The following is a 20,357-nucleotide window of genomic DNA, read 5'->3' on the forward strand; positions in this document are numbered from 1 at the left end:
GCATGTCATCGAATCAAGCGTCTGGCCGCGCGGTTATCGGCTTCCGACACCCATTCCGGTCATCCCGCCCGATGCGCGCTAGCCGTCGGCTGCCGGCGCGGTTATTATCGGCGCCCTGTACCGTCGCTATGGTGAAAAATGGATCTGCAAGCCTTCAGGGATTCGATTGCCAAACCACAGCCTCCAGCCGGCTTGAGCCCTGCCCTGCAGGCGCTGTGGTGGGATGCAAAGGGCGATTGGGCTAAGGCGCACGAGTGCGCGCAGCAGCGCGACGATACGGCGGGCATGCACGTGCATGCCTACCTCCACCGCAAGGAAGGCGACCAGTCGAATGCGGAATACTGGTATCGCCGCAGCAATGCGGCGCCGTCGACCTTAACGCTTGACGAGGAATGGCAAGAGTTGGTGCGTGCATTTTTTGCAGCAAAGCTGACGCTGCTCAGTCACCGCAAAATAGCCGGTCCTGCAACCACTCGCCGGAGTTTCAGCTGGCGCCCTGTGGCTTGTCCCGGCCGTTCCATTCCGCATTGCGCGCCCGCGCCTCTTCGGCGATCAGCTTGAACTCCCGCATCTTCGCAGCTTCGATGGCGAATGCGCTGCTCGGCAGGACGCCAGGGTCCTCCTGACTGTTCTGAAACTGAAAACGTGCCTCCAGTTCGGCCCATATTCGCTCGGGTGCCGTATCGAGGCTAGCAAGCAGCGCGACGACCAGCGCCAAAGTCTCGCGATGGGCGTTCAGCCGTCCCTCGATCTCTTCATTCGGCAATTTGGACATGCAGGTCGCTTCCAGTTTCTGGCTCAACGGCAAAATCGCACCCTTGTTCCGGAATTCAGCGCCGGCACGTGAGCAATTCCGAAGACGCGAGCAACAGTTTTTCCCGTTAACCGACAGGGTCCGACCGGGGCTGAATTCCGCACCGTCGACCCTCCAGGTTGACAGCGCAGGCCCCATCGATTTAAGTTCGCGTTAGTGGCCACTAACGCGAAACATTGGACAGCGCTCGGAGACTCGACGAGGCGCACGATATTCGAACTGTTGGTCGAACAGCCTTGTTCGGTCAGCGGACTTGCTCGTGTGCTGCCTGTGACCAGGCCGGCGGTCTCTCAGCACTTGAAAGTACTCAAGGATGCCGGGCTCGTGGCCGACACGCGCTCTGGCAAGGAACGAATATACCGTATCGATCCGAACGGCCTGGCAAGTCTGCGCGCGGAAATCGATGAGTTCTGGAGCAAGACCCTGGCAGGCTACAAATTGGCAGTCGAGCATCCAAAGAAGGACCAGCCATGAGCAAGTATCCTGCAACCGCGCCCGTAAAGCATTTCGTCGTTGTCGACGCACCTATCGAGCGTGCCTTCAAGGTCTTCACCGAGGGTTTCGGGAGGTTCAAACCTCGCGAGCACAATCTTCTTGCCGTGCCGATCGCAGAGACGATCTTCGAACCCAGGGTCGGGGGTCACGTTTACGATCGCGGCGTGGACGGCAGCGAATGCCGCTGGGCTCGTGTGTTGGCTTACGATCCCCCCGGCCGGCTGGTTCTGAGCTGGGACATCAGTCCTCGGTGGCAGATTGAGAGCGACCTGAACAAGACCAGCGAATGGGAAGTCAGGTTCACGGCTGAGACGGAGAACCGAACCCGGGTTGAGATCGAGCACCGGAACCTCGAACGCCATGGCGAAGGCTGGGAGGGCGTGCGCGTTGGGGTTGATAGCGATCAAGGCTGGCCGCTGTACCTGCGGCGGTTCCAGGACCTTTTCCCTGGTGCGGCGGCCTGAACCGTCCGCGCCTTCGCGAGCATGACTCGCAAGCACCGTCTGGTTCACTGCGATTCCAGGGAGCGGAGACAACATGGAAGTCTATTGGTTAAGCATTCTCGGCGTGCTCGTGCTCTGTTTGCTATCGGTAGTATCGGCAGTCTACTCGGGTTCGTCCAAGGGATTTGCAGGAGCGCTGGCGGGACCGGTAGTCCCGGCAGACGACGACAATCGGCTCTATAGGATAGACCGCGTTCACATGAACTCGGTCGAGGCACTGGCGCCCTTTATCGTGCCCGCGGCGCTAGCGATGATGGTTGGCGTCGGAGCGGCCACTTTGGCGATATTGGTCTGGACCCACCTGGCGATACGCCTCCTCCACCTGGGAGTCTACCTGCGTGGCGGAAACGCCGCCAAGGGAGGTAGTGTCAGGACGATCTTGTACGTCTCTGGAGCGCTGGTCACGTTTGCCCTTATTCTTGTGACTGGATGGACAGCGCTCAATTAACGTTGGCGCCACTCCGTGGAGGCTGCAGTTCGCGACACTCGGCGGCTGACGCTATGAAACCTTCTGATTTATAAGCCGTTATCGCCGGATGCCCGAGGCTAAATTAAAGCCGAAATCGGTTGACGACGCCCAATCGCGCGATGCCGAGAAGTCGCGCCACGAGAAACAATCGACCTTCGAAGTCGCGTCAGAGGTCGTCGGCGAGCCCGCGCCGCCGCCGGATGTCACCGAACCCGATCCTGAGCTGACACCGGAAGAGGCCGAGCGGGCGCGCAAGAGATACCTGCTTAAGCGCTTCTGGATCAGCGCGCGCGGTTATTGGGGCAGCAGTGGCGACAAGCTCGCTTGGCCGTTGACGATCGGGCTTTTGGTTCTGATCGTCACCAATGTCGGCTTCCAGTATGGGATCAATGTCTGGAATCGCGCAATTTTCGACGCCATCGAGCAACGCGATGCCCATACCGTATATTGGCTGAGCGCCGTGTTCCTGCCACTCGTGTTCGGAAGTGCAAGCCTTGTGGTGGCACAAGTCTTCTTTCGCATGAGGATACAGCGCCGCTGGCGCTCCTGGCTCACCACAGCGGTCATCGCGCGTTGGCTGGCGAGCGGCCGCTACTATCAGCTGAACCTCGTCGGCGGCGACCACAGCAATCCCGAAGCCCGCATCGCCGAGGATTTGCGGATTGCCACCGAATCGCCCGTCGATTTCATCGCCGGTGTCATCGTCGCATTTCTGTCGGCCTCGACCTTTATCGTGGTGCTGTGGACGATCGGCGGCGCGCTGACCCTGCCGATCGCAGGTTCGACCGTCACCATTCCCGGCTTCCTTGTCATCACCGCGGTGCTTTATGCCGCGATCACGTCCACCTCGATGGCGGTCATTGGCCGCCATTTCGTCCGCCTCTCCGAGGGAAAAAATCAGGCGGAAGCCGAGTTCCGCTACACGCTGACGCGCGTGCGGGAAAACGGCGAGAGCATCGCATTGCTCGGCGGCGAGGAGGAGGAGCGCAGCGGCATCGACAAGACGTTCGCCAATGTGCTCCGGCAATGGGCGCTCCTTGCAGGCCAGCACATGCGCACGGCGCTGGTGTCGCAGGGGTCGAGCCTGTTTGCGCCCGTCGTGCCGGTCTTGCTTTGCGCTCCAAAGTTTCTCGAAGGCAGCATGACACTTGGACAGGTCATGCAGGCTGCCTCGGCCTTTGCCATCGTGCAGGGCGCGTTCGGATGGCTGGTCGACAACTACCCCCGTCTCGCCGATTGGAACGCCTCTGCACGGCGCATCGCCTCGCTGATGATGTCGCTCGACGGGCTCGAGCGCGCGGAACAGAGCAACACGCTGGGCCGCATAAAGCGCGGCGAAACCGGCGGCGATGCAATGCTCAGCCTGAACAATCTCTCCGTGTCGCTCGACGACGGCACCGCCGTGGTCAAGGAAACCGAGGTCGTGATCGAACCGGGCGAACGGGTGCTCGTGGCCGGCGAATCCGGCTCGGGCAAGAGCACGCTGGTGCGGGCCGTCGCAGGTCTGTGGCCATGGGGTAGCGGCAGCGTCAACATCCGCGCCGACAGACGGTTGTTCATGCTGCCGCAACGGCCCTACATCCCGACCGGGACGCTTCGCCGCGCGGTCGCCTATCCAGGCGCCGCCGACAACTGGACGCTGGATAAGATCAAGACCGCCCTCGACAAGGTGGGGCTCGATTATCTCAACGACAGGATCGAGGAGGACGCGCCATGGGACCAGACCTTGTCGGGTGGAGAAAAGCAGCGCCTCGCCTTCGCGCGTCTTCTGCTGCACCGCCCCGATATCATCGTGCTGGATGAGGCAACGTCGGCGCTCGATGAGAAGAGCCAGGACAAGATGATGGAGATGATTATTCGCGAATTGCCGAAGGTCACCATCATAAGCGTAGCGCATCGCGCCGAGCTGGAAGCCTTCCATAGCCGCAAGATCACATTGGAGCGGCACAAAGGCGGCGCAAAACTTGTCAGCGATATCGAACTCGTCCCGCGCAAGGACAGACGGAACTTGCTCATGCGCCTTCTGAGGCAACGGCGCGCCAACGGAAAGCCAGCGCGACCTTGAGCAAAGCGGCGCTGCCCCAGACAAAAAGTGAGGCCGCCGGTCGGACCAGGCCGACCATCGCCCATTCGAGTCACTGCCCGCATCTGGTCCTGAAAGCACCAGCCGTGATACCTTGATTCCGGGCAGGTGTTGCTGTCGGAACGTCGATGGCACGAGCGCATTTCCATGTTCGTGGTGCAACGCCGAGGCCGGTTGTGAAAAACCCGGGTTGATTTCAAAAGCCCAGATTGATTTCGAAAGCAAAGGGACCAGCAATGACAATCGCCAAGAACACGATCTGCCTTTGGTACGACAAGGACGCCGAGGCTGCGGCTCGCTTCTATGCCGAGACTTTTCCCGACAGTTCGGTGAAGTCCGTCCACCGCGCCCCCAGCGACTACCCGTCCGGCAAGGCGGGCGACGTGCTGACGGTCGAGTTCACAGTCGCCGGCATCCCCTGTCTCGGCCTTAATGGCGGGCCCGCGTTCAAACACAACGAAGCCTTCTCCTTCCAGATCGCCACCGACGATCAGCAGGAGACCGACCGCTACTGGAACGCCATCGTCGGCAATGGCGGCCAGGAAAGTGCGTGCGGTTGGTGCAAGGACAAATGGGGCATCTCCTGGCAAATCACGCCGCGCGTGCTGACCGAAGCGATGGCCGCCGGCGGCGATGAAGCAAAGCGCGCATTCGACGCGATGATGGAGATGAGGAAAATCGACGTCGCGGCGATCGAGGCGGCGCGGCGCGGTTGACAGTCCGGGGGTGGAAGTCGGTGCATAACCCGGGCGAGGAGGTCATCGAACAGAGCGGCGCCAGGAATGCCGTCCTAGTCCACGAACCAGTCTTCTACAGCCTGGACGTCGATGCCGCTTACCGCGGACGGGTGCTTTTCGACTCGCGTGCCTGGATCATCACCGCAGTTCGGGCGAGCAGCTAGTAACCGCTCGATTTGATCTGTAGACGATCCTGTTTTCTCGGTCTTCCCGTCAACCCATTTGCGGCGCGACTTCTGAAAGCAGCCAATCCCGGAAAGCCTTGACCTTGCGCTGACGGATCGCCTCCGGCGGGTAGACGAGATAGAAGCTGGAGGGGGATTTCAGGGCGTGGCCGAAGGGGCGGACAAGTCGCCCGGCGGCAAGGTCGGCCGCAACCAGCATGGTCCGGCCGAGCACCACCCCCTCGCCCTGTGCGGCCGACTCCATGGCAAAGGTGGCAGAGTCGAAGGTAATCCCGCTCCGTGGGTCCACGCCCTCGACCCCGGCGCTCGCCAGCCAGGTCGCCCAGTCGATCGGAAAGCTGTCACGGATCAGCGTGTGGTGTCTGAGGTCCTGAGGCGTTCGGAGCGGACGTGCACCCTCAAGAAGCTTTGGGCTGCACACTGGAAACACCTCCTCGCCGGTGAGGAACTCTGACGTGAGCCCCGGATAGTGCCCGCTGCCATAACGGACGGCGACGTCGATGCCGTCGCCGAGGAAGTTGGTCAGCTTCCCGCTTGTCGAAACACGCACGTCGACGTCGCCATGTGCTCGGTGAAAGCGGTAGAGGCGCGGCACCAGCCATCTCCCCGCGAAGCCATCGGAGGTACTGACGTTCAATGTCGAGCTCGAATAGCGAGCTGTTGCGGCAGCGGTGGCGGCCGCCAACTGGTCGAGCACCTCGCGCACCGCCCGCGCATAGGGCTCGCCAACGGCTGTCAGGCTCACCGAACGCGTAGCGCGCTCGAACAGCTGCACACCGAGCTGATCCTCAAGGTTCTTGATCGCCCGGCTGACGGCGCCGTGGGTGACATGAAGTTCCTCTGCCGCCTTGGAGAAACTCAACAGGCGCGCCGCCGCCTCGAAGCTCGGCAAGGTGGTGAGGGGAGGCAGCTTCCGGGGCATGGATCGATATCTGTATGTGTGAGTACTGCTCACACATTGTCGCCGATAAGTCGTTTGTCGTCCAGGTCGGAAGACGGCATGTTTGCTCGCGTATTCAGTCACTCATCGCCGCTGCAAAGGCAGGTTTGATGTGACTGAAACTCTCGCTGATGAAAGTCGAGGGGTAACTGCAACACCAAAACTGCCGCCACTCTGGGAGAGCACCATGAACCCCAAACGAGTTGAACCTATCGTCGACGCCCTCGCCGGCAGGGCCGGCCGCATCCTCGCCTCGAGCAGCCGGCGCCGGACCGAGCGGCTTATTGCACGCTTCTCGGCCCGCCGGCTCGAAGACCTCGGGTTTGCCCGCGACTGGGACGGCTCGGTCTATCGGCCGTCGCACCACCGCTAGCCTGAACGAAAGCAACAGCGGACAGGCTCTTCGCCAAAGATCGCTGTCGCAAGGAATTAACGGAGAACGGACATGGCCACCATCCACCCATTCCTCTGGTTCAACACCAATGCGGAGCAAGCCCGCGATTTCTATCTCTCAGTCTTCAAGAACAGCAAAGCGCTCCAGACGATCGAATACACCGACTGGGTGTCCGGAACCAACAAGACGGTCCCGCATGCCACCTTCGATTTCGAGCTCGAGGGCCTGCACCTTACAGCGCTCAACGCCGGGCCGCAGCCGCCCTTCAACGAGCGGCTCTCGCTCTACGTCGAGACCAGGGACCAGGCCGAGACCGACTACTACTATGAGGCGCTCACCGCCGGCGGCGGCAGGGCACAACCCTGCGGCTGGCTTACCGACAAGTTCGGCGTCTATTGGCAGGTCATCCCGGAAATCCTGCCGCGGCTCAGTGGCGACCCGGACCGCGAAAAGGCCAACCGCGTCCGGCAGGCGATGTATGGAATGCGCAAGATCATCATTGCCGACCTCGAAGCCGCCTATGCCGGCAAGGCCTGACCCTCACCGAAATCGCAAACGAATGGAGAACCCCCAATGACATCGCTCGTGGACAGGAAAGTCATCGTCGTCGGCGGCAGCTCCGGCATCGGTCTCGGCGTCGCGGAAGCTGCTCTCAACAGCGGAGCGAAGGTCGTGATCGTCGGCCGCTCGCCCGAGAAACTGCAGGCAGCCAAACGGCCGCTCAATGCAGGCCGCGCGACGAGCGTGGTCGCCGACATGACCAACGAAGCAGACGTTGCTCGCCTGTTCGAAGAGGTCGGTCCCTTCGATCACCTGATATCGACCGCCGGAACACTGCCGCCCGGCGATCCCATCGGCAGTACAGACATGGAGGCTGTGCGACGCTTCGTCGATAACAAGCTGATTGGCGCCGTCATGCTCTCCAAGCACGCTGTGAGCACCCTGAAGGCCGGCGGCTCCATGACCTTCACCTCGGGAATAAACAAGGATCGGCCGCCGGTGCCGGGAGGCTCGGTCGTCGCCGCGATTGCCGGTTCATTCAGCTACTTCGCCCGCGCCCTGGCGCTCGAACTGGCTCCGACGCGCGTCAATGTCGTGTCGCCCGGATGGGTAGACACACCGATGTGGGACATCGTTGGAGAAGCCAAATCCGGCTTCTTTGCCGACATGGCTGCCCGGCTGCCATCCAGAAAAATTCCGACCGCTGCGGGCGTCGCCGCCGCCTATGTCTATCTCATGGAAAGCGACTTCACGACCGGCGAGACAATCCGCATCGATGGCGGCCATAACCTGATCTAGCCGCCATTTGCATACCGCGACCGCTAGTCCGGTGCACTGCTGCCGAAGGCGGCGGACGTCGGCGGGTCATGCCGGCGTCGCTCAATCGGGGTTTACATCGGCAGCCAGGTCCCTAGTTTTAGCGTTTCGCGCCGCGCACCCGAGTGCGTGGATGATCGAGGACGGGACCGTGAGCTTTGGCCGGCCCCTCGAAACTTTCAAAGGATGGCTATCATGACACAGGCCAAGAATGGCGACACCGTGCGCATCAATTACAATGGCCGCCTGGCTGACGGCACTCAGTTCGATTCTTCCGGCAACGAACCGCTGCAATTCACGTTGGGTGAAGGACAAGTGATCGCCGGTCTCGAAACCCATGTCGAGGGCATGGAGGCGGGCGCGAAAAGCACCGTCACCATTCCCGCCGACGCCGCCTATGGCCCCCACCGCCCCGAAGCGGTGATGACCGTCGATCGCGCCCGCGTGCCAGACAACATCAACGTCGATATCGGCACTCGATTGCAGGTCAGAACCCCAGAAGGGCGCCCGATGCCGGTAACAGTCGTCGGCGTGGACGACACCAGCGTCAAGCTCGACGGCAATCATCCGTTAGCGGGACGGGATCTGGTGTTCGACGTTGAACTGGTCGAGATCGTTCAGGCGGCATAGGGCACGGCAAAGCGCGTATCCGCCACGATTTTCGGGTGACGCATTTCGACCGGCGGTTCCGGCGATGCGTCACCTGTCGGAGGGAAAGACCGCGACGGCGGAAATCGTGTAGCTTACAGCAACCCATAGAGACATTCGGCATCTGGAATGTCCAATTCAGCGTCGCAGTCTCCAGGACCTGTGGAAGCGTAGTGTCTCAGTTTGAGATCTAGACTGTAATCCCATTATCGCACGTGTCGAAGTTCGCACGCTAGCGCACTTTCAGTACACCGCCATCTTGTAGATTAGCGAGGCTTGATGATTGGCTGCCATGTGAGTGCGTGCGAATTTGCGACAGCGCTCATCTGTGTTGATTTGCTGCTTCCGTGGAACTATCCGGAATAATGTAGCAGACGCCACAAGATCGTAGCTTCGTATGCCACGACTGCTTCAATCTCCCATCAGAATTACACCCACGCCGTCCTCTCAGCCCTTTGTCGAGCAGTCGCTGCGATGACCGGCTCGCTGCGCCATGATCTGTGCTGCATCCTCGATCAAGGCTCTGACAATGTCAGACGCTGGTAGAATCTCATGCACCAATCCGACGGACTCGCCCGCGTAAATGGCGAAGTCGTCGATTTCCCCCTGACCTCCACTGAGAAGGCTGGCGAACGAGTAGCGCCGCACTGGGTTGCCATCGGGAGTGCGGCCAATCTCTTCGCCCTCCCCAGGTCTCGAACCGGACTCGGGGTGCCCCACCGCTTCCCATGCCTCGACCGTGCGGTTCCGCAGCACGCGGCTCGGTGCATCCGGCCAGCCTCCGTCAAAAAGAGTGGTCTCGATCGTGTCACTCGCGGCAGCTTCGATGAGACGCCGCTTGTAATCGGCGTGACAAGCCGCTTCAGTCGACGCAAGAAACCGTGTGCCGAGCCATACACCTGACGCGCCCAGCATGAGAGCCGCAGCAAGGCCTCGCCCATCGGCAATTCCACCAGCCGCGAGAACGGGCACCTTCCCGGCCACATCGGCCACAAGTGGCACGAGCACCATGGTTGATAGCTGGCTCCACACGTGACCACCGGCTTCATTGCCCTGCGCGACCAGAATATCCACACCGAGATCAATTGATCTACGCGCCTCTTCCGGAGTCCCGACGGTGTGAACGACCAGCGCACCCGCGGCTTTTGCACGATCCATGTAGGGCGCGATGTCACCCCAGAAGAAAGAGACGATCCGAGCGCCGGCCGATAGCGCAGTTTCCATCCTCTGGTGCTGATCCCATTCAAGGACGAAGTTGGCGAGGAAGGGAGCATCATCAGTAAGCCGCCGCACGGCACCGACTAGCTCTTCGATGCGCTGCGGGCTGTCCCAACTGAACCCAAGCCCGCCGAGGCCCCCGGCGTTGGTCACTGCTGCGGCAAGTTCCGGCCGTGATGCACGCCCCATCGGGGCCGACACGATTGGATGGCGAATACCGAGCAGGCGAGTGAGAGGAGTGACAATCGGTCCGTCGGCATCCATGAAGGTGCTTCGTTTTCTGAACGCGCTTGAACACTCGCGCTCGAATGCACTCGCGACAATGCCACGCTACGGTCTACGTGTTCTTTGACGTGCGATCCCGCGTGGTCCGCTGCGGATATTATTGCTTGACATTCGAGCCTAATGTCAACGACCGGTAGTAGCGCATTTCGAAGGTCAACGATCTTCCATTGCTGGCCGCAAAGCTGCCGCCGGGCGCGGCCGGCGGGGGTGGCATCTACATAATCCCGGAATTATCCCGCCATGGTGTGAGCGGCACACCGCTTTTGTGGCGTTCGACCCAACGTCGCCAGTGAGGATCTGACAAGGCAATGCGTTCCGCTTCGAGGAGACTTACGCCGTGCCTAGAGCGAAGCTCTTTGATATGAATTATCCAACGATCTCGATCTGCCATGGACGATCTTACCGTTTCTTTTAGGAACCGCGCTTGCCGGGCTTGGGCGCAACGGCGTCCATCTTCTCGCACAGATCATCCATTGACCAAGCAAACCGGGATAGGCGCTTTCGCATATTTCAAATTTCAAACTGAGACACTACCGTGGAAGACCTCGCTTGACAGCCGACTTCTCGTGACAGCAAAGTCTCGTGATGCGGGCGATTGGCTGGAATAGAATTGCGCGTGCCGGGGCAATCGTGCTGATGATTGGCACAAATGTTCCTTGGCCGGCGCGTTCCGACTCGCTCCTTCTCACAAGCCCGTCCCAGCCAGCCAATGTCGGCGATGCGATGCTGGCGGCCGCCAATTATCATGATTCCGGCGACTATGATCGCGACCTTGCCGCAGTGGCGAAGCAGGCCGGCGACTGGGTCGTCAAGCGCGCAATGGAGGTGCGTCGCCCAGCACTGGTGCTCGACATCGACGAGACGGCTTTGGCCAACTGGGAAGTGATCACACGTGATAATTTCGGCCGCCCGATCGGCGGCGCCTGCGACATCGCAATCGACGGTCCCTGTGGCTGGGCCGCCTGGGACCAGCTTGCGAAGGATCCGGCTATCGACCCTGTGCTGGAGGTTTTCCGGCAGGCGCAAACGGCGAAAGTCACAGTGTTCTTCATCACCGGACGTCCGGAGGACCAGCGTCAGGCAACCGAACAGAACCTGCAGTCGGCCGGTTATGCCGGCTATGAGCAACTTTACATGGTCCAGCCTGGGGCCAAATACGGCTCCGCCGCAGATTTCAAGGCACCCATAAGGGCCGAAATCGAAAAGGCCGGCTACACGATAATTGCCAATGTCGGTGACCAGCCATCCGACCTGTTCGGCGGGCATGCCGAGAAGCTGTTCCTGCTGCCTAATCCGTTCTACCGAGTTCGCTGACGGCCGGAACGGCACAAGCCCGGATCCTCGGATCCTTGCGGAGCACCACGCTAAGGTATCAAGACTACCTTGCCGGTCGCGCCGCGCTCCTCCAGCAGGCGATGCGCGTGGGTGGCCTGGTCGAGCGGGAAGCGGCCGCCGTTGGTCACCTTGAGCTCACCGCTCGCGGCCAGATCGAAAAAGCTCCAAAAGGCCGTCACGGAGGACGTCTGGAGACAGCAACGGCAGCAGGGCAAAACCCCTCAGCGACTGGTTGCGGCCGATCATCGCCTCCATCTGCGGGGCGCCGAGCCTGTATCTCCCCAGTGCGGCAAATACCAGCTCTCCACAAGGCGCAAGGGCCCCGAGCGCGGCCGCCGTCAGCGGGCCGCCGACGATGTCGTAGATGATGTCGACGCCGGCGCCGCCTGCCGCTGCCCGGACGTGCTCCGGCCAATCCGTCTTGCTGTAGTCGACGGCAGCGTCGGCCCCCAGCGACAAAGCAAGGTCGAGCTTGGCCTTGTTGCAGCCGCGATGACGCGGCTCGCGCCGGCGCACTTGGCAAGCTGGACAAGCAACGAACCGACGCCGCCCGCGGCAGCCGCGACCAGCACCGATTTGCCGGCCGGCGGGCTTTGCCGCGATAGATGCAGCGCCGTCAGCCCTTGCACCATCAATGCCGTCGCGTCTTCGAACGACAGCGCATGCGGCAGCGGCACGGCCAGGCTTGCGTCGATCGTCACATACTCGGCATAGCCGCCAAACGGGCGGCTCGAGGCGAACAACGGCGCGGCGACGCGCATGCCGAGCAAGGAAGCCTCCACCCCATGCCCGAGCGCCTCGACGATCCCGGCGGCCTCGACGCCAGGGATCATCGGCAGTTGCGGCGTCACCGCATAGCGATCCGCGCGCATCAGCACTTCGAAGAAATTCACCCCGGCCGCATGAACGCGGACCAGGACCTCGCCGGCTTGCGGCTCAGGCTTCGGCACCGCGACTATGTCGAGAACGTCAGGCCCGCCGAAGCGGCTCAGTTGAATGGCTCTCATCGCATGCACCGATCGCTGTTGGCATCGGCCGCTGTTTGCCACTATCTGCCTGGCTTCGACTACACACCGATTTGTCGGCTGCTGACCGGGAGGTGACCATGGCCAAGCTGATCAAGAGACTGCCGATGCTGCCGGCAGAGCGCGCGCTTAAAGTGATTTCGGGCCGCTGGAAGGCGGTCATCCTGTACCATCTCTTCGACGGGCCGCGGCGGCTGTCGGCGCTGCAGGCGCTGATGCCCGATATCACCCAGAAAGTGCTGATCCAGCAGCTTCGCGAAATGGAAGAGCACGGCCTCGTGCGCCGCGAGATCTTTGCCGAGATCCCCTCGCGCGTCGAATATTCGGCGACGCGGCTCGGCCTCAGCCTCGAGCCGATCCTGCTGGCACTTTGCCAGTGGGGCCAGCATCACGCCGACGAGCTGAACGAGATGGACCGCCTTGCCGATTGCATCATCAGGCCACGGCAAACGCAGGACGCCCATGCCGTGTGAACAAAAAGGGCGGCGCATGCGCCGCCCCAATGCTTGGGAGAATTAATCCTTGGGAGGACTGTTCGAACCTGTGCTCAGGCCGCTTTGACTTCCTCGGCGACGGCATCGGCCTGACGCGCCGTCTTCAGCACCCTGGCCCACCATGCAATGTCGTTGACCAGCGCGGTTGCCGCCTGGTTGAGGTGCTCGAACTCGTCGAGCTTCTTGTCGCCTTGCTTGACAGCAAGGAAATCGGCCCAGGCGATGTGTACGGCGGACTTCACCGGCGCCATCTGCAGCTCGACCGCATGCAGCCTCAGCTGCTCGACCGCGCGCGCGCCACCGACGCTGCCATAGCCGACGAAGCCGGCCGGCTTCTTGTTCCACTCGTTGGCGGCGTAGTCGATTGCGTTCTTCAGCACGGCCGTCGGGCCATGATTGTATTCGGCGGCGGTGAAGATGAAGCCGTCGAATCCGGCGACCTTCTTTTGCCAGCGCTGCGCCACTTCGTTCTGCGACGGCACCCAGGCGGAGGATGCGACCTCATCGAAGAACGGCAGCGGGAAATCGCGCAGGTCGACGACTTCAACGTCGATGTCGGCGTGCGACTTGGCGATCTTGGCAATCCATTGGGTCGGGACGTCGGCAAAGCGGGCCGCGCGGGTCGAACCAATGATGATGGCGATTTTGGGTTTTGACATAGAGGGGGCTCTCCTTACGGGAATACTGGTATCGTTTAGATACCTGAGCTATATGAGTAACTGGCACCTCAATGTGCAAGGAGGCACTTTTTTGTTACCAAGGCACCCGCACCGCACCGAGGACTGCCGCGCCATCTCGGAAATCCTGCAACGTGTCGGCGACAAATGGACGGTGCTCGTCGTCGGCAAGCTCGGCAACGGGCCGCTGCGTTTCAACGAGCTGCGCAGCGCCGTCGGCGGCATTTCGCAAAAGATGCTGACCACGACCTTGCGCGGGCTCGAGCGCGACGGCTTCGTCACCCGCACGGTATTCCCGACCATCCCGCCGCGGGTCGACTACGAATTGACCGATCTTGGCTACGAGCTGCTTGTGCCGGTCGATGCGCTCGGCGAATGGGCGCGCAAGAACACAGAGCGCGTCAAGGCGGCGCGCGAAAAATTCGACGCCATGCACAGCTGAACCCTTGCGCTGCAAGGGTTTGAACCTGTCGGAATCCTCCGGACGAGCCCTACTGCTGTAACTGCATCTTGCTCTTCGGCAGCTTCTCGATCCGGTTCCATTTCGGGTTGGGACTGACCACCCTCCCGCCAATCGTACAGGTCGTGGTCGTCTCCTTGCGGCAATTGCTCACCGTCGTGCCGCTGGTATCGCATTTCGTCGCCGAGCAGATCTCGCACTTGGCCGCCTGCCCGTTGATGGTGCGGTTTTCCGACGTACAGGTAGCGCCTGGATCGCCTTTTTTGACCTCGGCAAAAGCGCTCGCGGACGACAGGCAGAGCAAGGCTGCAAAGGCACCCGCCAGGGCAGCGTTCAGCATGTGTTGACGCATTGTCTTTCCTCCCAATATCCCGCCGGTCGCGCTGCAGGCGCATGCGGGAACCCGTTAGTCAAAGACCACGCGGGATCGCTGCCCGCATCCCCCGCGCGGGAGAGACGGCTGTTTATATCCGTCTTCTGGAATCAGGCCGGTCAGCCTTCCGCCGGAACTGCCTTCGGCTTGCCTTCGCCGTCCAGCGCCACCATGACGAAGTCGGCATGGGTGACCTTCTCCATCAGGTCGGAGAGATAGCGCTGCGCCCAGGCCTCGACCTTGAGCGTCATCGAGGTGCGGCCGACGCGTTCGACATGCGTATAGATGCACAGCGTGTCGCCGATCTTCATCGGCTTGGCGAAGGACATTTCCTTCACCGCCGCCGTCACCACGCGGCCCTTGGCGCGCTCGGCGGCGCGGATGCCGCAGGCGAGATCCATCTGCGCCATCACCCAGCCGCCAAAAATGTCGCCTGCCGCATTGGCGTCGGAAGGCATGGCCAGCGTCCTGAGCGTAAGATCGCCGATCGGCCGCCCGTCCGCGTAATGCACCATGGCCAATCCTCTCGAACCGATTGTCCCGATCCCGTACCGTCACGGCACGGACAGGTCAACGCGCCATTGAACAGGTCGCGGCCCGATGGCGAAGGCCGAGCCGCCACGGGCCAATATCTACAACAGAGTTCGACTTGGCTGCTTTCGAGATCAGATCAGCACCACCTTGCCCTCGCCTGCGGATCTCGCCGCATGTTCGAGCGCGAAACTGAAATTTTCCAGGCCATACCGGGCAATTACCGGCAGCGTGCCGGGATGTTCGGCGAGCAGCGCCCAACATTCGCGTGCGGCGTTGGCAAGCGTCTCCCGGCTGGCGCTGCGCTGCCAGCCACTGAGCGCGAAGCCGCACCAGCGCAAGGACTTGTAAAGCAACATGGAGGCCTTAACTTCGAACGAGCGATCGTCGAGAACGCCATAGGAGAACAGGCTTCCGCCCGGCGAGATGCGCTCGATAAGTGAGACCGTATCGGGGCCGCCGACGGGATCAAGCACCAGATGGTATGGCTCCGCGGTGCTCAGCGCTGCTGCAACAGTGGCACCGGATCCGATGACCTGGAATTGGGCATCAAGGAGACGATAGGATTCTTTTTCGCGCACAAGACGTTCGACAATCATGCCGCGCTTGCGCGCCAGTTGATCGGCAACGGCGGCAACCGCGGAGCGCGCTGCTGTGAGTAGAACCCGATGGGCAGGCGCCGTCGGCGCCAGATCCAGAAGGCCCCAGGCGGTGAGCGGGTTGAGTGGAAACTGACAGACTAGCTCGTCACTAAGGCTTTCGCTGAGTTCGAGCGGAACCGGATGCACGTGCTCGACCGGCACGGCAGCGTGCTCGGCCCATGCTCCCGGGCTGCGAAATGCTACGCGGCGACCGACGTCGAGCTCGCGAACCTCTTCGCCCACCTGCTCGACGATGCCAGCACCGTCGTAACCCGCGACCTGCGGATAGACGGGCTGGGTCACGTACTTGCCGGCAATGAATAGCCGATCGGCCGGTTGGATTACCCGGGCGGACACGCGCAGCAGCACTTGGCGAGGACCGCAGGCGGGCTTGGGCACCTCTCGAAAGCGTAGAACATCTTCGGCGGCGCCGGACTGCTCAAACACGATCGCCTTCACAAATATCTCCTTTCCCAATCTTTCGCTCGCAACCATAAGCAGGCAATATCGATACCGAAAAGGACATTGTTCATATAAGGTCAGACCAAAAGGGTATGAGATGGACCTGCGACACCTGAGATATTTCGTTGCGGTTGCAGAGAGCGAACTGGTGACGAGGGCCGCGCAGCGGCTGCGCATATCGCAACCGCCGCTGAGCAGAGCTATTCGCGAATTCGAAACTGAACTGGGCGTCGACTTGTTCTGGCGGCAGAAGCAGCGCTTGACCTTGACACCGGTCGGTGAACTGCTCTTGGGCGATGCGAAGACCATCCTCAGTCGAGTGGACGGCTTCAGGCGGCGCGCCCAGTCGCTGTCATCAGGAGAGCAGGGGCGGATCCGGGTTGGATATGTCGATGGAGCGATGCAAGGAGGCCTGCTGTCGAAGCATCTTCGGGAACTCCGCGCGCAATGCCCCTCGCTCGCGGTGGAGCTTATGCCACTTAGCACTGAGATGCAGCTTGCGGCGCTTGCAGATGGGGTGATCGATGCCGGGATCATTTATACGCCACGCGCCGAACACGACGACGTTGTGATTCATCGGCTTCTAGCGGATCACCTGCTGCTGGCACTGCCGGCGGATGACAAATTGGCCTTAAAGCGGCAGATAAGGCCAGCCCATCTGGATGGGGTGGCATGGGTCGTGGTGCCTCGGGAAGGAGACGCAGCATGGCAAGGACGGTTTGCACAACAATGCGCCAGGGCTGGGTTTCGGCCAGAAATCCGTTACGAAGTGTCTCAACTGTCGGCGATGCTTGGCCTGGTCGAGGCGGGTGTGGGACGAGGCTTCGTCCCTGAGAGCGCCACGCGGGCTCAGGTTCCCGGCGTCAAGTTCCGATATTTGTCGTGGTGGCCGCACACCATCGACTTCTGGCTCGCCTGGAGAAAGCACAATCCTGCTCCCGCCGTACGCCAGTTGCTGCTCGCCAATCGAATTTCCGGGACGTAGATTTTGCTTTCACTGCATAACCAAGTCATGGTCGGCAATAAACTTAACGCACGTCGCGCAAAAGTGTGCGGCGGTTTTGCGATAACGACATGCATAAAACAACAACCTAAAGCGCGTCGCATGAGGCCGGTCGAGGCGACGCGCTTTAGACCGGAACCGTCCCGTTCACAAAGCGGGCCAGGGCGTCGGGACGTAGGCGTAGGCGTTGCCTTCGCGGATAACATGACCGATGCCCGGGAACGGTAGGTGCATGCCTGCGACGAGCAGGCCATCCGCAGACACCATGTCGAGCACCTTCTTGCGTGTGGCGATTGCAGCCTCCTGGTCCACATCGAAGGCGATTGCCCATTCCGGATGCGCAAATTGCAGCGCGGAGGCGTGGATTACGTCAGTCAAGAGCAGCAGGTTGGCGTCACCAGAGCCAATTCGAAGCGCGAGATGCCCCGGCGTGTGTCCAGGCGCAGGCAATGCGGTGATCCCGGGCGCGATCTCGACCTCACCTTCGATCTTCCGGATCTTGCCATGGTAAGGCACCAGCGATTTGCGCGCTATTTCGAAGTACGGCTTCATCCGGTCGGGCGCCTTGGATAGGATCCCGTCATCGTGCCAGAAAGCGAATTCCGGCATGGCAACCACGACCTCCGCTGCCGGGAAGGCGGCCGTGCCGCCACTACCAACAAGGCCGTTGGCATGGTCGGGATGGAGGTGGGTGATGATTACCGTGTCGATTTCTTCCGGCCTGACGCCGGCGGTGGCGAGTGCCTCAGGTAGATGTCCCAGTATGGGCCCCATCGCCGATGCCGTGCCGGTATCGATCAGCACCCGTCTGTCGCCCCTGGTGACAAGGTAAGCATTGACCGAGGTCGGGAGTAGTTTTGGCAGGAATGCCTTTGCCAGCAGCGCTTCAGCGGCAGCCGGATCTGCGGAAGGGAAGAGTTCTAGGCCGAGATTGAGGTAGCCGTCGCTCAGTGCCGTGATCTCGAGGTTGCCGAGCATGAACCTGTGGGCGCTCGCAAGCGAAGCCGGAGACGGGGCGGCGATAGCCGCAGCGTTGCTCCCAAAGAGGCTGATCGGGGAAAGTAGCAGGGCGCCGGCGCTAAGAGTGCCGAGGCCGAACGTTCGACGGTCGATATTCATGGTCTTGTCCTTCGAATTGTAGACGAAGCTAGGCGCAGGCTACGGGATCGCTGCCAGGGGCGGATGCCGACCGTTGGACTACCCCGCGGGAAATGGAAATCTTCGGGCGGGTTAACGCGGTTCATGGCGAACTCCTTGCGACATCAATAAGGCGCCTCATAAACAGCGGGAATAGCGATGGGATGCACTTCACTGCTGCATATTGTGCAGCAGTGAACTTAAGCGGGTAAGGCCGCTGGTTTGCCCGTGCGCTAAGCGGCCTCGAAGAACTCACTCGATGCCGAGCCCTGGCTTGGCCTACTGGACAGGCTTCCGAGGTTCGAGCGCCCGGCGCAATTTCGGCGCCTCTTGCTCGATATAGTCCCACAGACGGTTCGAGATCGGCCCGTGCGGCCGGTCGCGGCGGCGCGCCACCACCAACTCCTCGGTGCGGCCTGGCAGATGACGGCCGGCAATGGATTGCAGGCGTCCGTCGCGCAGTTCCTCCTCGATCAGGAAGCGGGGCATGTGGCCCCATCCGAGGCCCTGCAGGATGATTTCCTTCTTCATGCCCTGATCGGCCACCATGCATTGAGGCGCACCCTCGATCATGAAGTAGTCTTGTTGCGGTGAATGGCGGGCCGTGTCGCGCATGACACATTGGGTGAACGCGTGCATCTGATCCGGCGTGATGGGGTGCTTGATGCGCTCCGGCAGAAAGCCCGACGCCACAACTGGGACGAATGGCACCTTGCACAGATCGATCCATTCCACCCGCGGATCGCTCTTGTCGATCCAGTGCAGGATCAAATCGGCTTCGTCATCGAAGAGGCGCTCCCACGGCCCGCCCACCGCCTCGAAGTGCAGATGCAGGCGTGTGCCCGGGCACTGGGCGAAGAACCGTCCGAGCATGCCCAGTGCCTGCGGGCGCGGGCAAAGGTCGCCGATCACCACATGGATCTCGCTTTCTTCGCCCATTGACAGCTGAGCAGCATGAAGCCGCAAACCTTCCAGCTCGCGCAGCAGCGATTGTGCCCTGCGATGGAACGACAGCCCTGCCTCGGTGGGGCGCACGCGATAGCCGCTGCGATCCAAAAGGACGAGGTCGAGTTGCCGCTCCAGCTTTGCAACGGCGGCGAACACCGCCGGATGCGAGCGATGCAGCATGGCCGCCGCAGGCTGGAAGCCGCCGCAGCGGACCACGGCATCGAAGCATTGCAGGTCGTGCAGGGTGAATTCGGCCATGTCAGCTTCTATTACAGAGATCGTCCTATCTTTGTAATATCATCAAAAGCACGCCACAGCTAGGCTTTGCCACATTCAACGCTTCAAGAAGGAAGGTGTATTCACCATGAATGAGCTGGATTTCGTGACCGTCGGCGATGGCACACGCATCGCCTACCGCATCGACGCCAACGCCGGGAAACCCGTGCTGATGCTGTCGAATTCCATCGCCACCACACTGCGGATGTGGGACATGCAGGTCGACGAGTTGTCGAAGCATTTCCGTGTTCTGCGTTATGATTTTCGCGGCCACGGAGGGTCGAGCGTTCCGGCCGGCGCTTATTCGCTCGACCGGCTTGGCCGCGACGTGATCGAGTTGCTCGATGCCCTGGGCATTGAACGCGTTCACTTCCTCGGTCTGTCGTTGGGCGGCTTCGTCGGGCAGTGGCTCGGCATCCACGCGCCCGAGCGGATCGAGCGCTTGATCCTGAGCAACACCTCGTCCTATCTCGGACCGGCAAAGCAGTTTGACGAGCGGATTGCCGCCGTGCTGCAGGCGCCGGACATGTCGGAAACCGCCGAGATGTTCCTGGGCAACTGGTTTCCTGCGCGTATGCTGGCGGCCAACGAGCCCGTCATCGAAGAATTCCGCGCCATGCTGCTGGCCATCGACCGGCAAGGCTTGGCTGGCCTGTTCGCGGCGGTTCGCGATGTGGATCTTCGCCGAACCGTAGCGCTGATTTCCAGGCCAACGCTGGTGATCGCCGGCCGCCACGACACGGTGACAGCCGCCAGCCACAGCGAGCTGATCGCGGCGACGGCGCCCGGCGCAAAACTGGTTGTCCTGCCCGCGGTCCACTTGTCGAACGTCGAGTACCCTGCCGAATTCATGGAGGCCGTGCTCGGTTTTCTGCGCTGAGCCGGAGCACGGCGGGGATGCTGAGTG

General features: G+C 61.6%; 23 protein-coding genes and 2 pseudogenes. 15 read left to right on the plus strand and 10 right to left on the minus strand.

All coding sequences use genetic code 11. The features are described 5' to 3' along the window. Nucleotides 1-138: 138 nt before the first annotated feature. Nucleotides 139-414, plus strand: a pseudogene (locus tag NKG60_RS15910) (hypothetical protein); the annotation flags it as partial. Between the two features lie 70 nt (nt 415-484). On the opposite strand, the gene NKG60_RS15915 reads toward NKG60_RS15910, so the two are convergent. Then, the gene (locus NKG60_RS15915; protein ID WP_352670590.1) at nt 485-775 is read right to left on the minus strand and encodes a hypothetical protein; all 291 of its coding nucleotides are present in this window, start codon (nt 773-775) and stop codon (nt 485-487) included. Between the two features lie 195 nt (nt 776-970). Between NKG60_RS15915 and NKG60_RS15920 the strand changes: the two genes are divergently transcribed. From NKG60_RS15920 to NKG60_RS15940, 5 genes are all read left to right on the plus strand, one after another. After that, nucleotides 971-1,288: an ArsR/SmtB family transcription factor gene (locus NKG60_RS15920; RefSeq protein WP_352670588.1), complete on the plus strand. Its 318-nt coding sequence runs from the start codon at nt 971-973 to the stop codon at nt 1,286-1,288. Further along, nucleotides 1,285-1,773 (plus strand): SRPBCC family protein, encoded by a 489-nt coding sequence (locus NKG60_RS15925; RefSeq protein WP_352670585.1) that lies wholly within the window; start codon nt 1,285-1,287, stop codon nt 1,771-1,773. Before NKG60_RS15920 ends, NKG60_RS15925 begins: the two co-directional genes overlap by 4 nt. A gap of 73 nt (nt 1,774-1,846) precedes the next feature. Continuing rightward, on the plus strand, nt 1,847-2,260 hold the full coding sequence (locus NKG60_RS15930; RefSeq protein WP_352670582.1) for an MAPEG family protein: 414 nt from the start codon (nt 1,847-1,849) through the stop codon (nt 2,258-2,260). Between the two features lie 88 nt (nt 2,261-2,348). Continuing rightward, nucleotides 2,349-4,346, plus strand: coding sequence for an ABC transporter ATP-binding protein/permease (locus NKG60_RS15935; RefSeq protein WP_352670580.1), 1,998 nt, complete (start codon nt 2,349-2,351; stop codon nt 4,344-4,346). Nucleotides 4,347-4,606: 260 nt separating this feature from the next. After that, nucleotides 4,607-5,080, plus strand: coding sequence for a VOC family protein (locus NKG60_RS15940; protein WP_352670664.1), 474 nt, complete (start codon nt 4,607-4,609; stop codon nt 5,078-5,080). A gap of 234 nt (nt 5,081-5,314) precedes the next feature. Here NKG60_RS15940 and NKG60_RS15945 read toward each other — a convergent pair whose 3' ends face one another. Further along, the gene (locus tag NKG60_RS15945; protein ID WP_352670578.1) at nt 5,315-6,208 is read right to left on the minus strand and encodes a transcriptional regulator GcvA; all 894 of its coding nucleotides are present in this window, start codon (nt 6,206-6,208) and stop codon (nt 5,315-5,317) included. Between the two features lie 205 nt (nt 6,209-6,413). Here NKG60_RS15945 and NKG60_RS15950 point away from each other — a divergent pair, with 205 nt between their 5' ends. The 4 genes from NKG60_RS15950 to NKG60_RS15965 all read left to right on the plus strand — a co-directional run bounded on the left by NKG60_RS15950 (nt 6,414) and on the right by NKG60_RS15965 (nt 8,567). After that, a complete protein-coding gene (locus tag NKG60_RS15950; RefSeq protein WP_352975127.1) occupies nt 6,414-6,599 on the plus strand; it encodes a DUF1127 domain-containing protein in 186 nt (61 codons plus the stop codon). A gap of 72 nt (nt 6,600-6,671) precedes the next feature. After that, nucleotides 6,672-7,157 (plus strand): VOC family protein, encoded by a 486-nt coding sequence (locus NKG60_RS15955; protein WP_352670572.1) that lies wholly within the window; start codon nt 6,672-6,674, stop codon nt 7,155-7,157. 36 nt (nt 7,158-7,193) lie between these two features. Then, nucleotides 7,194-7,919: an SDR family oxidoreductase gene (locus NKG60_RS15960; RefSeq protein WP_352670570.1), complete on the plus strand. Its 726-nt coding sequence runs from the start codon at nt 7,194-7,196 to the stop codon at nt 7,917-7,919. Between the two features lie 213 nt (nt 7,920-8,132). After that, entirely contained in the window at nt 8,133-8,567 is a 435-nt protein-coding gene (locus NKG60_RS15965) for an FKBP-type peptidyl-prolyl cis-trans isomerase (protein ID WP_352975128.1), read from the plus strand. Nucleotides 8,568-9,032: 465 nt separating this feature from the next. Here the strand turns inward: NKG60_RS15965 and NKG60_RS15970 are convergent, their stop codons facing one another. Further along, nucleotides 9,033-10,067: an NAD(P)H-dependent flavin oxidoreductase gene (locus tag NKG60_RS15970; protein WP_352671800.1), complete on the minus strand. Its 1,035-nt coding sequence runs from the start codon at nt 10,065-10,067 to the stop codon at nt 9,033-9,035. Between the two features lie 606 nt (nt 10,068-10,673). On the opposite strand from NKG60_RS15970, the gene NKG60_RS15975 reads away from it, so the two are divergent. Next, the gene (locus tag NKG60_RS15975; protein ID WP_352664772.1) at nt 10,674-11,402 is read left to right on the plus strand and encodes an HAD family acid phosphatase; all 729 of its coding nucleotides are present in this window, start codon (nt 10,674-10,676) and stop codon (nt 11,400-11,402) included. Between the two features lie 50 nt (nt 11,403-11,452). Here the strand turns inward: NKG60_RS15975 and NKG60_RS15980 are convergent. Next, a pseudogene (locus NKG60_RS15980) lies at nt 11,453-12,430 on the minus strand (quinone oxidoreductase family protein). Between the two features lie 98 nt (nt 12,431-12,528). Between NKG60_RS15980 and NKG60_RS15985 the strand changes: the two are divergent. Beyond that, the gene (locus tag NKG60_RS15985) at nt 12,529-12,921 is read left to right on the plus strand and encodes a winged helix-turn-helix transcriptional regulator (RefSeq protein ID WP_352664754.1); all 393 of its coding nucleotides are present in this window, start codon (nt 12,529-12,531) and stop codon (nt 12,919-12,921) included. Between the two features lie 74 nt (nt 12,922-12,995). On the opposite strand, the gene NKG60_RS15990 is transcribed toward NKG60_RS15985, so the two are convergent. Next, nucleotides 12,996-13,601 carry an NADPH-dependent FMN reductase gene (locus NKG60_RS15990; RefSeq protein WP_023678377.1) on the minus strand — a complete coding sequence of 202 codons (606 nt, stop codon included), beginning with the start codon at nt 13,599-13,601 and terminating at the stop codon, nt 12,996-12,998. Between the two features lie 91 nt (nt 13,602-13,692). On the opposite strand from NKG60_RS15990, the gene NKG60_RS15995 reads away from it, so the two are divergent. Then, a complete protein-coding gene (locus tag NKG60_RS15995; protein WP_023678378.1) occupies nt 13,693-14,061 on the plus strand; it encodes a winged helix-turn-helix transcriptional regulator in 369 nt (122 codons plus the stop codon). 49 nt (nt 14,062-14,110) lie between these two features. Here the strand turns inward: NKG60_RS15995 and NKG60_RS16000 are convergent, their stop codons facing one another. The 3 genes from NKG60_RS16000 to NKG60_RS16010 all read right to left on the minus strand — a co-directional run bounded on the left by NKG60_RS16000 (nt 14,111) and on the right by NKG60_RS16010 (nt 16,083). Continuing rightward, a complete protein-coding gene (locus NKG60_RS16000; protein WP_352664752.1) occupies nt 14,111-14,419 on the minus strand; it encodes a hypothetical protein in 309 nt (102 codons plus the stop codon). Between the two features lie 152 nt (nt 14,420-14,571). Next, nucleotides 14,572-14,967 carry an acyl-CoA thioesterase gene (locus tag NKG60_RS16005; protein ID WP_023678380.1) on the minus strand — a complete coding sequence of 132 codons (396 nt, stop codon included), beginning with the start codon at nt 14,965-14,967 and terminating at the stop codon, nt 14,572-14,574. 150 nt (nt 14,968-15,117) lie between these two features. After that, entirely contained in the window at nt 15,118-16,083 is a 966-nt protein-coding gene (locus NKG60_RS16010; RefSeq protein ID WP_352664750.1) for an alcohol dehydrogenase catalytic domain-containing protein, read from the minus strand. Nucleotides 16,084-16,183: 100 nt separating this feature from the next. Here NKG60_RS16010 and NKG60_RS16015 point away from each other — a divergent pair, with 100 nt between their 5' ends. Then, entirely contained in the window at nt 16,184-17,071 is an 888-nt protein-coding gene (locus NKG60_RS16015) for a LysR family transcriptional regulator (RefSeq protein WP_352664748.1), read from the plus strand. 165 nt (nt 17,072-17,236) lie between these two features. Here NKG60_RS16015 and NKG60_RS16020 read toward each other — a convergent pair whose 3' ends face one another. Beyond that, complete coding sequence (locus tag NKG60_RS16020) at nt 17,237-18,208, minus strand: MBL fold metallo-hydrolase (protein ID WP_352664747.1); 972 nt, start codon at nt 18,206-18,208, stop codon at nt 17,237-17,239. 297 nt (nt 18,209-18,505) lie between these two features. After that, nucleotides 18,506-19,432, minus strand: coding sequence for a LysR family transcriptional regulator (locus tag NKG60_RS16025; protein WP_352664745.1), 927 nt, complete (start codon nt 19,430-19,432; stop codon nt 18,506-18,508). Nucleotides 19,433-19,538: 106 nt separating this feature from the next. On the opposite strand from NKG60_RS16025, the gene NKG60_RS16030 reads away from it, so the two are divergent. After that, nucleotides 19,539-20,330 carry an alpha/beta fold hydrolase gene (locus NKG60_RS16030; protein WP_352664743.1) on the plus strand — a complete coding sequence of 264 codons (792 nt, stop codon included), beginning with the start codon at nt 19,539-19,541 and terminating at the stop codon, nt 20,328-20,330. Nucleotides 20,331-20,357: the final 27 nt, after the last annotated feature.

The organism is Mesorhizobium sp. M1428 (assembly GCF_040317515.1).
Taxonomy (GTDB): domain Bacteria; phylum Pseudomonadota; class Alphaproteobacteria; order Rhizobiales; family Rhizobiaceae; genus Mesorhizobium.